General features: G+C 57.1%; 10 protein-coding genes. 2 read left to right on the plus strand and 8 right to left on the minus strand.

Translation table 11 applies throughout. The annotated features are described in order from the left end of the window. Positions 1 to 56: 56 nt before the first annotated feature. The 3 genes from rpoB to AZE99_RS16480 form a co-directional block, all read right to left on the minus strand. Positions 57 to 4,454, minus strand: a complete 4,398-nt coding sequence (rpoB, locus tag AZE99_RS01810; RefSeq protein WP_067197556.1) for a DNA-directed RNA polymerase subunit beta — start codon at positions 4,452 to 4,454, stop codon at positions 57 to 59. 279 nt (positions 4,455 to 4,733) lie between these two features. Beyond that, positions 4,734 to 6,713, minus strand: coding sequence for an LTA synthase family protein (locus tag AZE99_RS01815; protein ID WP_067197558.1), 1,980 nt, complete (start codon positions 6,711 to 6,713; stop codon positions 4,734 to 4,736). 87 nt (positions 6,714 to 6,800) lie between these two features. Next, complete coding sequence (locus AZE99_RS16480; RefSeq protein WP_335339219.1) at positions 6,801 to 7,412, minus strand: TetR/AcrR family transcriptional regulator; 612 nt, start codon at positions 7,410 to 7,412, stop codon at positions 6,801 to 6,803. Positions 7,413 to 7,517: 105 nt separating this feature from the next. On the opposite strand from AZE99_RS16480, the gene AZE99_RS01825 reads away from it, so the two are divergent. Both AZE99_RS01825 and AZE99_RS01830 read left to right on the plus strand, forming a co-directional pair. Then, entirely contained in the window at positions 7,518 to 7,886 is a 369-nt protein-coding gene (locus tag AZE99_RS01825; protein ID WP_067197564.1) for a hypothetical protein, read from the plus strand. A gap of 11 nt (positions 7,887 to 7,897) precedes the next feature. Then, positions 7,898 to 9,340 (plus strand): 8'-apo-carotenoid 13,14-cleaving dioxygenase, encoded by a 1,443-nt coding sequence (locus tag AZE99_RS01830; RefSeq protein ID WP_067197566.1) that lies wholly within the window; start codon positions 7,898 to 7,900, stop codon positions 9,338 to 9,340. Positions 9,341 to 9,345: 5 nt separating this feature from the next. Here the strand turns inward: AZE99_RS01830 and AZE99_RS01835 are convergent, their stop codons facing one another. From AZE99_RS01835 to AZE99_RS01855, 5 genes are read right to left on the minus strand one after another with little or no spacing between them, the layout of a single operon-like run. After that, positions 9,346 to 10,200 carry a fatty acid desaturase gene (locus AZE99_RS01835; RefSeq protein WP_067197569.1) on the minus strand — a complete coding sequence of 285 codons (855 nt, stop codon included), beginning with the start codon at positions 10,198 to 10,200 and terminating at the stop codon, positions 9,346 to 9,348. Next, entirely contained in the window at positions 10,197 to 10,475 is a 279-nt protein-coding gene (locus AZE99_RS01840) for a hypothetical protein (protein WP_067197572.1), read from the minus strand. Before AZE99_RS01840 ends, AZE99_RS01835 begins: the two co-directional genes overlap by 4 nt. A gap of 6 nt (positions 10,476 to 10,481) precedes the next feature. After that, positions 10,482 to 11,168, minus strand: coding sequence for a 5'-methylthioadenosine/S-adenosylhomocysteine nucleosidase family protein (locus AZE99_RS01845; protein WP_197460227.1), 687 nt, complete (start codon positions 11,166 to 11,168; stop codon positions 10,482 to 10,484). Then, the gene (locus AZE99_RS01850) at positions 11,161 to 11,700 is read right to left on the minus strand and encodes an adenine phosphoribosyltransferase (RefSeq protein ID WP_067197577.1); all 540 of its coding nucleotides are present in this window, start codon (positions 11,698 to 11,700) and stop codon (positions 11,161 to 11,163) included. Before AZE99_RS01850 ends, AZE99_RS01845 begins: the two co-directional genes overlap by 8 nt. 51 nt (positions 11,701 to 11,751) lie before the next feature. Then, the gene (locus tag AZE99_RS01855) at positions 11,752 to 12,282 is read right to left on the minus strand and encodes a hypothetical protein (RefSeq protein ID WP_067197579.1); all 531 of its coding nucleotides are present in this window, start codon (positions 12,280 to 12,282) and stop codon (positions 11,752 to 11,754) included. Positions 12,283 to 12,440 lie beyond the last annotated feature (158 nt).

Genomic DNA, 12,440 nt, shown 5'->3' on the forward strand with positions numbered 1-12,440 from the left:
ATTCCTCTTGGGCTTTCGCCCACATTTGAAATGCTGGGTGGTTTGAAGCTAGGGCTTCATTCCGCCGCTATCGCAATACCGTCATCATCCCCTTCTTCATCTTCGTCACCGAAGCTGGAGAGCTGGATGTTGAGGCCAAGCGACCGCATTTCCTTGACCAGAACGTTAAAGCTTTCCGGAACGCCGGCCTCGAACGTATCGTCTCCCTTGACGATTGCTTCGTAAACCTTGGTCCGGCCGATTACGTCATCGGACTTGACCGTCAGCATTTCCTGCAGCGTGTAAGCCGCGCCGTAAGCCTGCAGTGCCCAGACTTCCATTTCCCCGAAACGCTGTCCGCCAAACTGGGCTTTACCGCCGAGAGGCTGCTGCGTGACAAGGCTGTAGGGGCCAATCGAACGCGCATGGATCTTGTCGTCGACCAGATGGTGCAGTTTGAGCATGTAAATATAGCCCACTGTCACCTTGCGATCGAACTTGTCACCGGTCCGGCCATCATAAAGATTGACCTGACCGCTGCGATCCAGACCTGCTAGTTCCAGCATGTCGGAAATATCGCCTTCATGCGCACCGTCAAATACCGGGGTTCCCATCGGGACACCGTGACGCAAATGGCCAACCATTTCGACGATCTCGGCGGTATCGCGGCTATCGATATCTTCATGATATTGTTCGCCGTAGATAACCTTGAGCCGTTCCTTGACTGCGTCTGGTGGCGGTGCTGCCTGTGGATCGGGGTTAGCCAATTTCCACTCTTCGAGAGCTTCGGTAACCTGTTGGCCAAGACCACGTGCGGCCCAGCCCAAGTGGGTTTCGAAAATCTGTCCGACGTTCATTCGCGAAGGCACACCGAGAGGGTTGAGCACGATGTCAACCGGAGTACCATCTTCGAGGAACGGCATGTCTTCCTGCGGCAGAATCCGGGAGATAACCCCCTTGTTGCCGTGACGGCCAGCCATTTTGTCGCCTGGTTGCAGCTTGCGCTTCACCGCAACAAAGACCTTGACCATCTTCAGCACGCCCGGTGCGAGCTCGTCGCCACGTTCCAGCTTCTCACGACGGTCTTCGAACCGTTCGTTGATCAGCTTGATCGCTTCGTCATATTGTTGACGCGTGGCTTCGAAATCGGACTGAACCTGATCGTCCTTGACCGCAATCTTCCACCAGTCGACCTGTTCCAGTTCGGACAGGCTTTCTTCGGTGATCGATGCGCCCTTTTTCATAGGCTTCGGCGCGGAAGTCGCGGTCTGGCCGATCAGCATGTCTTTCAGCGTATTGAAAGTTGCGCGGTTCAGAATGGCGCGTTCGTCGTCGCGATCCTTCGTAAAACGTGCAATTTCTTCGCGTTCGATCGCCAGTGCGCGTTCGTCTTTGTCGATGCCGTGACGGTTGAACACACGAACCTCGACAACCGTACCGGCAACGCCGGGAGGCAGACGCAAGGAGGTATCGCGAACGTCAGATGCTTTTTCACCGAAGATGGCGCGGAGAAGTTTTTCTTCCGGCGTCATTGGCGATTCACCCTTGGGCGTGATCTTGCCGACGAGAATATCGCCCGGCTCGATTTCCGCACCAATATAGACAATGCCGGCTTCGTCGAGGTTGCGCAGGGCTTCCTCGCCGACGTTTGGAATGTCGCGGGTGATATCTTCAGGTCCGAGCTTGGTGTCGCGGGCCATGACTTCAAATTCTTCGATATGGATCGATGTGAAGACGTCGTCTTTCACGATCCGTTCGGAGATGAGAATACTATCCTCGTAGTTGTAGCCATTCCAGGGCATGAAGGCGACGAGGCTGTTCTTGCCCAGCGCCAATTCGCCCATATCGGTGGATGGACCGTCAGCAATCGTATCGCCCTGCTGAACAATTTCACCAACCTTCACCAGCGGACGCTGGTTGATGCAGGTATTCTGGTTGGACCGCTGGAATTTCTGCAGCGTGTAAATGTCCACACCGGACCGTCCGGCTTCGACAGCACCCGAAGCGCGGATGACGATGCGGGTGGCATCCACCTGATCGACGATACCGGCGCGTCGCGCAGCAATCGCAGCACCAGAGTCGCGGGCCACGGTTTCTTCCATGCCGGTGCCGACAAACGGTGCTTCGGCTTTCACCAGCGGCACAGCCTGACGTTGCATGTTCGATCCCATGAGCGCGCGGTTGGCGTCATCATTTTCCAGGAATGGAATGAGCGAGGCAGCAACCGACACCAGCTGTTTCGGGCTGACGTCCATCAGGGTAATGATGTCGCGTGGCGCCATCAGGAATTCGCCAGCCTGACGAGAGGAAACGATTTCCTCGACAAAGCTGCCGTCTTCGGTGAGGTCGGCGTTCGCCTGAGCGACAGTATGCTTCTGCTCTTCCATGGCGGAGAGATAGACCACATCGTCAGTCACTTTATTGTCCACGACTTTCCGATATGGCGTTTCGATGAAGCCATATTGATTGACGCGGCTGAAGGATGCCAGCGAGTTGATCAGACCGATGTTCGGGCCTTCAGGCGTTTCAATCGGGCAGATACGGCCATAATGGGTCGGGTGAACGTCGCGGACTTCAAAGCCGGCACGTTCACGGGTCAGACCACCGGGGCCCAATGCTGATACGCGACGTTTATGGGTGACTTCCGAAAGCGGGTTGGTCTGATCCATGAACTGCGACAGCTGCGAGGAGCCGAAGAATTCACGAACGGTCGCAACCGCAGGCTTCGCATTGATCAGGTCGTTCGGCATCACGGTGGATACGTCGACGCTGCTCATGCGCTCCTTGACGGCGCGCTCCATGCGGAGAAGGCCGACGCGATACTGGTTTTCCAGCAGCTCGCCAACAGAACGGACACGGCGGTTGCCGAGGTTGTCGATATCATCGACTTCGCCCTTGCCATCTTTCAGATCGACGAGGGTTTTGACAACAGCGAGAATGTCTTCCTTGCGCAGGATTGTGTAATCAGCCGGCGCATCCAGTTCGAGGCGCATGTTGAGTTTTACGCGGCCCACGGCGCTAAGGTCATAGCGTTCTGGGTCGAAGAACAGGCCTTCGAACAAGGCTTCTGCGGTTTCGCGCGTTGGTGGTTCACCAGGGCGCATGACACGGTAGATGTCGGAAAGCGCGCCATCACGGTCTTCGGCCTTGTCGACCTTCAGCGTGTTGCGGATCCAGGGACCGGTTGTGACATGGTCGATGTCGAGCAGTTCGAGCGCATCGATGCCCGCATTGTCAATCTTCTCGAGATTTTCTGCGGTCACTTCGTCACCGGCTTCGATGTAAATCTCGCCGGTTTTCTCGTTGATCAGGTCAAAGGCGCTGTAGCGACCAAAAATTTCCTCGGTCGGGATGACGATGTTTTGCATGCCATCGGATTCAGCCTTTTTCGCGGCGCGAGGCGTGATCTTGGTGGCTGCTTCAAAAACGACTTCGCCGCTCTGTGCGTCAACGATATCAAAAGTTGGCTTAATTCCGCGCCATTGCTCGGCTACGAAAGGAATGGTCCAGCCGTCTTTGGCGCGCTTGTAAACGATGCGTTCGTAGAACAGGTTGAGGATATCTTCTTCCGAATAGCCCTGCTTGACGATCTTGACGATTTCGGCGCTCTTGGTGCGCCCTTCGTCTTCGATCTTGCCGCCGTTAAACTCGATCGCGCCCATCGGTTCGCGGATGGTGATCAGATTGCCGTCGATTTCGAGAATTTCGGCAGGCTGCTTCATGCCGCCGACACGAACCATTTCACCGGCCTTGAAATCAGGCTTCTTTTCTTTGACTTCAAGAATGGCATCGCCGAGCGAACGCAGCAATGCGGTCACTGGCAGCTTGCGCTTGCGGTCAATACGGACGTTGACGATGTCTTTTGCGTCAAATTCAAAGTCGAGCCAGCTGCCGCGGTAAGGAATGACGCGGGCGGCGAAGAGGAATTTACCGGACGAGTGGGTCTTGCCGCGGTCATGGTCAAACAGGACACCGGGCGAACGGTGCATCTGGCTGACAATAACGCGCTCTGTGCCGTTGATGACGAACGTGCCGTTCTTGGTCATCAAGGGCATGTCGCCCATGTAAACGTCTTGCTCTTTAATATCGAGAACCGAGCGCGCTTCCGTTTCGGGGTCGACCTCGAACACGATCAGGCGAAGGGTAACCTTCATCGGCGCGGCATAGGTGATGCCCCGCTGACGGCATTCTTCAACATTATATTTGGGATCTTCGAGCTGATAGTTGACGAAGTCCATTTCGGCGGTGCCGGCAAAATCGCGGATCGGGAAAACGCTGCGCAGCGTTTTTTCGAGGCCGGAGACATATCCGATCGAGGGATCCGAGCGCAGAAACTGTTCATATGATTCGCGCTGAACCTCGATGAGATTCGGCATCTCGATGACTTCGTGAATATCGCCGAAGATCTTGCGAATGCGTTTCTTGCGGGTGGGGGTCGGAGCCGTCGTTTTGACCGAAGCTGCTTGGGTAGCCATATAATTTTGCCTTCTCGCCATCGCCGGAAAACCGGCGGAAAATCAATTTATGGAGGCGCTTCAAGACAACAAAAGCCGCATGTCTCCCAAAGTGGGAAACTGCAGCTTTTTAGCGTCCTGAAAACCGTGCAAATTTCATTTCTTCTGGCGCGCCGCGCGACTGCACGCCCTGTCTCGAAATCTGTGGTGAGAGCGGGATATAGGGATATGTTGGATTTCGGTCAAGAGCGCGTGTCGGAGATTGTCTCCGCCAATGGCGCCCTGATGCCTTGACGGCTTTCAATTCTGTTTCGAGTCTGCTCTGTTTTGCCATCTAGCTGATCCCCAAATGCGGATCAGGCGGTCTACACGTTCCCTGAAATCTCCAGTCAGACTGCGAGCATTGGCGCATTGCTTCTTCTCGACCATGCAGGCCTCGCCGGTGTCGAGCCGCAAAGACGTAATGTTCGATGCGCCTTCAGCAATGCCGATCTGCGTGGGGCGTTCGAGATCGCCGACCGTCATCAGCACCGGTTTTGCCGCGATATGCGGTTTTTCAGCTTTGAGCAGCGACAATATGATGGCGCGATAATCGCTCATGCCAATGGCGCCGTCGGTTGTTAAGCCTGGGCGGTTGGTAACCAGAAAAGTACCGTTCTGGCGGACATTGATATGATGGCCATGGCCCAGGAAGCCGTCTTCAAACAGGTCTTCGCCATGATCGCCGGTTATGACAACCACGCTATTGTCCCATATGCCATCCCGCTTCAGCCGGGAAACCAGTTCGCCCAGCTGCTGGTCCGAATAATGGACCGCGTTCCAGTAGGTCTGCTGCAGCCGGTCCCGATTGCCGGCGTTGATTTCGGACCGGGGCAAAGGCCGGTCGGTCAGGTTGAGCGGCATTCCCATGTGATAATAAGGGAAATGCGGTGACTGGAAATTGAAATAGAGAAATTGCGGCTGGGCCCATTTTGAGGGCCGCTGATAGTGGTCCGCAAAGGCGTTCAGAATATGCTTCTCGTCGACAAGGATCGAGCCTTGCGCGCCATTGCTGAAAGCGCGCTGATCTTTCAGCTTTTCTCCATCGATGAAAATATCGGCATTGTCGCGCATGCCAACGGTTTCTGAAATATCACCAAAATCTTCCGGCTGGCCGGAGAAAACGGCAATTTCATAGCCGCTGGATTTGAGCTCGCGGAACAGCGAGGGAGAGCCTTTTTCCGGTTGCAGGGCACCGCCAAACAGGGATTTGAGCGATGCGGTGGTAAAGCCGACATGGCTGAAGGTTGGCGAGATAATGCTGCCGGTTTTTGCAATGGCTTCGAGATTGGGCGCCACCGGCGTGCCGTTGATTCGCTTGCCGATCGCGTCATATCGGGCGCTTTCCATCACAATCAGGATGAGGTGAGGGCGTTTGCCCGATATCAGGGTGATGGGCGGTTGTGGGACCATCGGCACCAGTTGCAGATCGCCGCCATAGCCATCCTCGTCGATCCCGTTTCCCGGTATGTCCAGTGCCAGCGGATAGCGCGAGCTGTTGAACGGGTGCCGGTCCGGCATGCTGGAGATCCAGCCATAGCCGTCATTGTCGAAATCGGTAATCTTGTCGGCAGCCTCTGTGAACAGGCCCCAGGCGAGCGTGCGGTTCAGGCCATTTTGCGCGTCCGTCGAAGCTGCGGGAACCGCAATGGCAAGTGCCAGGGTCGAGACAGTTAGTCCGATGGCCAAGCGGCCATAAGCTGGCCATGTGACATGACTGGCGCGGACCGGGAATGTGCGGGCTAGCTTCCGGAAGACATGAATATAGGCGATCAGACCGAGAGCCAGTCCGGCAATACCGATGAAAATTTCGTTGGAGACAAATAATATGGCGTCGGTCAGGCTGCCGCCGCCTAGATTGGCCATCAGGGCAAAGCTCATCGTGTCACTGAAATATTGGTGCAGCTGAAATGTCACGGTGAGCAGCAACACATAGGTTGCGGCGACGATGGTCGCCAGAAAATACAGGGGCGGCCAGGACTTGGTGTTTCTGAAAAGCCGGACAATGACCCACCAGATAGCCAGGATCAGCAGCGCCATCGAACTAATATAGCCGAGCAGGAAAATGAACCGCTCGGTAAGCGTGTCAACCGCCTGCGACTGGCCAAAACCGCCGGTAAATAATCCATATTTACGGTCTGTAAGGGCGAGTTCCAGCACGCCAAGAACGCCCATAAGAGCGAGGATCACGCCGCAGGGCAATTTCCGCAGCATGGCGCTTTTGGTGAAAAAGTCTTTCATCCGCTTGTGTCTTGAATCCCGCCTGTCATCCGAGCTGGAGAGCTAGCAGAAGCGGGTAAAAGGCAGGTTAAGCACAATTCATCCTGTTTATGCTGACTGTGCCGAAGCCTGGCCCTCGCCGAAATCCGTCATCAAGATTACGTTTCTGACCTTATCGAGCTCATATTCGATCTGGCCGTCCAGGATCAGCATCGCCAGCCCGTGGACCAGCGACCAGGCGTGGAGTGCGGCGGTGGCTCGTTTCTCTAATGACATGTCCTCGGGCATCATCGCTGTGATCCCGGCACGGAGCTGGAAGAAGGCTTCGCCCATCGCGCTAGGGTCGTCGGCGGCGAGATCGACCTTGCCGACACGATTGTAGATCAACCGCAGCAAGGCGGGGTTTTCTACCGCCCATTTGACATAGGTAACGCCGACCTCGCCGAAGCCGTCGCGGCCGCCGCCCGCCGCTTTGGCGGCTTCCGCCTGGTTCCGGCCCAGCCGGTTGAGGCCTTCCAGCGCCAGAGCGTCGAGCAGGGCATCCTTGTTCGGGAAATGGCGGTAAAGTGCGGTTGCCGAGACTCCGAGATCGCGGGCAAGCGCACGCAATCCTAGATCCGGCTGTTCCTGACTCGCCAGCCGTTCCATCCCCATTTGCAGCGCCGCCGCGCGCAAGTCACCATGGTGATAAGGTGCGTTCATTGGAAGAATTGGAAGCATGTTCCACCTTCCGGAAGACTCATGTTGACACTGTTAGCATTGTTTGACATGTTAACAGCATAAACATCGCGAGTCGATTTGCCAAGCCGGAAGGGACCGCCACCAATGTTAATTTACGCGATCATCGTTGCCGTGTTGGGAGTGATTGTTGCAATCGCCCACTCGGTGCTCGGCGAGCGGGTGATACTCGGCCCGCTTTATCGCGAGCCGACAAATGGTCTGCTGGCCGCGCGAGCGATGCGAGACATTATTCGGGCGGTCTTTCATATTCCGTCGGTCGCGTGGGCGCTGCTCGGCATTGCGGTGCTACTCAACCGCATGCAGGCCGGCAGCGATCTGCTGCCGATCAGCGCGGCGATTATTTTCGCGCTGTCCGGCATCGGCAATCTCGCTGCGCTGCGTCGGCCCCATCCCGGCGGTCTCATATTGATGGCAATGGCAACTGCCACAATCGCCGATATCCGTTTCAACTAGAGGAAAATGCCATGGCTTCTGTAATCGAAAAAACCATCCGCGCCGCCGTTACGCCCGTCATGGGCGCGGTATCGAATTTCAACCGCAAGCGGCTGGAGGCTCCCGAGGGCGGCCATCCCTATCTGACCGGTGTCCACAAACCGATGACCGAGGAACTGACGCTGGCCGATCTGCAGGTCGACGGAGAAATTCCGGTGCAGCTTGACGGGCGCTATCTTCGTATCGGTCCCAATCCGGTCGATAGCCCGGACGAGGCCAGCTATCACTGGTTCTCCGGCGACGGCATGGCCCATGGGGTGCGGATTGCCGAGGGCAAGGCCGAATGGTATCGCAACCGCTGGGTCCGCTCGAACAAGGTCAGCGATGCACTGGGAGAAGAGCGCAAGCCCGGCACCCGCAAGCCGCGTTCGGACAATGCCAATACCAATATTGTCGGCATCAACGGCCGGACGTTCGCGATTGTCGAAGCCGGTGCTTTTCCGGTCGAAATGTCTGCAGAACTGGACACTATTGCGCATAATCCGTTCGATAATACGCTAAATCATTCCTTTTCCGCCCATCCCCATCTCGATCCGGCGACCGGAGAGATCCATGCGATCTGCTATGATGCGCCGGTGATGGACACGGTCTGGCACGTGGTGCTCGACAAGGATGGCAAGGTCCGGCGCGAGGAACGGATACCGGTGCGGCAGGGCCCGTCGATCCACGACTGCCAGATCACCGAAAATCATGTGCTGGTCTTTGACCTGCCAGCGACTTTCTCGATGAAGCGCCTGCTGGCCGGCTATGCCTTTCCCTATGACTGGAATCCTGAACATGGTGCCCGCGTCGGCCTTTGCCCGCGCGAGGGTTCGGGCAAGGAGACGATCTGGTGCGATCTCGATGAGCCTTGCTATGTCTATCACCCCGCCAATGCGTTCGAGACCGAAGATGGCAAGGTCATTGTCGATGTTGTGGTCCACGAAAGCACTTATGCACGCTCCACTTTCGGCCCCGGCGGCAAATGGTCGCGGCTGGAACGCTGGACCGTCGATCCGGTAGCCAAGAAAGTCGACCGCAAGATTCTCGATGACCGGGCGCAGGAGTTCCCGCGCTATGACGAGCGGCTGACGAGCAAGCCCTATCGCTATATTTATGACATCGCGACGGCAGACCGTCCCGATGCGCTCGATATGGCGGGAACCGAATTGTTCAAGCATGATCTGCAAGGCGGCGACAAGCTGGTGCGCGATTTTGGTGCAGACCGTCACCCGGGAGAATTTGTCTTCGTACCCCGGTCGCCGGATTCGGCTGAAGATGGAGGCTGGTTGATCGGTCTGGTGATCGACATGAACAAGGAAACCACCGAGTTGCACATCCTCAACGCCGATGATTTTCTCGGGGCGCCACAGGCGGTCATTCATCTGCCCCATCGCATTCCGCCGGGATTCCACGGCAACTGGGTGGCGGGTTAAGCCGCCTAGCGCAAATCCCCTTCAAACCGGCAACCGCGCGCCTCCAATATCGGTCGCAATTCGCGAAAGGCCTTGGGCGTGTCGGTTAGCGGGATGAACGGGTGGAGGTGGTGGATCAGGTGATATTGCATGCCCATGGATGCGATATTACCGACCCGGCTTTTGAAAAACTTGGCATTGTCATAGCGCCCCTGTTTGACCGCTGGGTGATGCGGGGCCCAGCTAAAGAAAAACTGGATATAGGCAATGCCGATATGGCGCGGTGCCCACCACAGCAGCGCAGCCTCTATCGCATAGCCGTTCCATGCGAGCGCGAATAAGGCAGCGAAGAAGCTGAGCTGATAGAGCGCGCCGTCGACCAGCACATCGGATCGACCGATTTTCTCCAATATATAGCCATAGCCGCGCAGCACGCCGCCCTTGCCGCGCTGCCTCTGGACAAAGCTTTGCCAGATCGCGTCCCACGGGCCTTTCGACTGGGTAGTGATGTCGGGGTCATGCTGCGGATGATTGACATGTTTGTGATGTTCGAAATGGGTGAGTTTCTGGATGCGATAGGGCATGGCCATGGGCAACAGGCTCAGATGGCCAACCAGTTCATTCAGCCAGCGCAGCCTCTGACCGGGTCTGGCAATCATGCCGTGGACCGCTTCATGCGCGGGCAGGAAACAGGCCATCACGTTGACGCAGGCAATCGGGAAAGCAATCCACAGCGGCAATATGTCGAGAAAAACCAGCGGCCAGAGCGACAGCCAGATGAGCAAATTGCCCAAGCCCCAGACCACCACTTCCCACGGAAAGCGATCGGCATATTTGCGGGCGATCAGACGTTCCTGTTTGCGCAGTTCCGCTTCCGTCATGGTCTGGCCCAAATCCAGCTACCCCTGAAAAACGCGATCAGGCCCCAGGTGCCGCCAACGATCAAGCCTAAAGTCAGGGTTGAGAGGCCGAGCGGTTCTCGCCAACCCATTTTGTCCATGATCTGCGCAAAAAGCGGCCCAAAGAACAAAAAACCGAACAAAATCGGCATAAAATGCAGGATTTTCTTTACGACAAATTCAAGTGCTGGCACGCGGATGGCCCCCGAATATTGAGCGACCGGCTGTTTGTGGAGAAGTTCGCGACGGCTTGTCAATTATAATCATAGCAATTCGATAAACCGCGCAGCTTCAGTGGCGGCTCGATTTGCCGCCCGTTCCAGATTGGCATGGAAGTCTCCCGAACTGTCGCTGTTGGCGCCGTCGGTCACTGCCTTGATCCCGGCCCAGGGGATGTCGAGCAGCGCTGCAATCTGGGCTACCGCCGCAGTCTCCATATCCACCAGATCGGCTTTGAGCGTGTCGCGCAGATAGCCGGATCGCTCGGGGCATTTCACAAAACAGTCGGCGGTCGCGATCCGCGCCTGCGGCAGAGCAAGGGCTTCCGGCATCGGATGGGACAGGAAAGGTTGCCAGTCAGACGGGCCGATGGGCCAGGCGCCGGCGTTATAATGGGTGAATCCGTCATGCTCTCCGAATTTCTCCAGCGTGCCATAGTCGGCCTGCAAGGACTCGTTGAGATAGAAACAGTCCGCCTGATTGCTGCTGACATGGCCGGCGGTGCCGATCACCAGCAGCAGGTCCGGGCGGAAATGGCTGTGCATATAGAGGGCCGCTGCTCCGGCGTGGACCTTGCCGATGCCGGAGCAGAGGATTGAAACCTGCTTTCCGCCATGTTCGAGCTGGCGAATTTCGCCCAGCGGGCTGGCGACCCGCGTTACCGGATGGTCGCGCCGGAAGGCATCGGCCTCGTCCTGCACACCGGTGATGATGGTGACATGTTCAATCACCGGCAAAGGCCATCAATGCCATCGGTTTCACCCCGGCTGCGGCGAGCTTCTGCGCGCCGCCGAGATCGGGCAGATCGACGATGAACAGCGCCCGGTCCACGACCGCGCCCTGTCCCCGTAACAGCTTGATTGCCGCCATCGCGGTGCCGCCGGTGGCGAGCAGGTCATCGACCAGCAACACCCGCTGCCCCGGCCGGATCGCGTCGACATGCATTTCGATCCGGTCGGTGCCATATTCCAGCGCATAGTCGATATATACTGATTTCCCGGGCAACTTCCCCGGCTTGCGCAGCATGACCTTGCCCTTTTCCAGCGCATAGGACATCGCCGCCGACACGATGAAACCGCGTGCCTCGATGCCCGCGATCAGGTCGAAACTGTCCGGATCGACCAGTGCAATCATCCGGTCGATGGTCCGGCGAAAGGCCGGTCCATCGAGCAGCAGAGTCGATACGTCGCGAAACTGGATGCCCGGTTTTGGATAGTCGGGGATGGTGCGCACGTGCGCGGCTAGATCATCATTGTCGGTCATGCGCGGGGTTCTATAGCGGCGTGGAGCCGCTGCAAGGAAAAAGGCTCTTGATCACATTTTCATGGCGTAGCGACGACGGGGATCGCCTTTGGCCAAATAGCGCGACACGAAAAACATCGCGACCGCCAGGATCGCCAGATTGGTGCCGATGAAGCTCAGCCAGAATTGCGATGGTGTCAGCGCGCTCACGAGCCCGAAGCGGGGATTGGTCGAAAGCTGGCTGAAGCCGGCCATCAGCAGCCCTGCATAAGAGAAAGCGAAGCGGATCTGGTGATTGCGCAGCCATGCCGGATCGCGCGTCTTGCGCCATTTGAACAGGGCGAATATCCCCACAAAAGCACTGACTCCGCCGACCAGGATGAACAGGTGGAAAAAGCCCCAGCCGCTTTCGCCAAATTCCAGGACGGTCGCCGGCACGAATATGACTATGCTGGTGGTGATCATCATCGCTGCGACATAAATGCAGGCCCAGAGCCGGTGGCGGATGTCACCCTTGGGCAGCGAGAAGACGACCATCCCGGTGACAATCGCGACGACAGCAGCGATCACATGAATTTGAATGAGTAGCGGAAATATGAACATCCGGTGCCTCCGATACAGGTCGCGATCAATAGGACGCAGAATATACCGGAAAATAATTTAGTCAAAGTGGGCAGATGAAAGATCCCGGAAATGCGGAGGGTTGCCGGCAAAAGCGCGGGCTGGGTGGCTAAGGGTCAACCCTGAATCAAATATGTGCG

It is taken from the genome of Sphingorhabdus sp. M41 (assembly GCF_001586275.1).
Taxonomy (GTDB): domain Bacteria; phylum Pseudomonadota; class Alphaproteobacteria; order Sphingomonadales; family Sphingomonadaceae; genus Parasphingorhabdus.